Raw genomic sequence first — 236 nt, forward strand, 5'->3', positions numbered from 1 at the left:
GTTCTGCTCCACCACTTCAGCCTGCGCGCCAAACGGCAACGGTTCGCCGTGGTAGCGCAGGGAAAACAGAACGCGATAACCAATGTGGGTTTTGTAATTGGCCAGCACCACCGCGCCGCTGGTGGGAATGAGCGTCAGACCGCTCTGCTCAACGTCGACGTTCTCACCCAGCGTCGCCGTATCAAGGCTGACGGTATTTTTGCGATACGCCGAGAGCGTTGGCATGACCGCATAGC

The 236-nt window shown here is 58.9% G+C and carries 1 protein-coding gene; it reads right to left on the reverse strand.

The genetic code is table 11. The features are described 5' to 3' along the window. Window positions 1-236 (reverse strand): fimbria/pilus outer membrane usher protein (locus RTW80_RS30820; protein WP_312722064.1); only part of this gene is annotated, 236 nt, incomplete at both ends.

This window comes from Escherichia sp. AM3 (assembly GCF_032029835.1).
GTDB classification, from domain to species: Bacteria; Pseudomonadota; Gammaproteobacteria; order Enterobacterales; family Enterobacteriaceae; genus Escherichia; species Escherichia coli.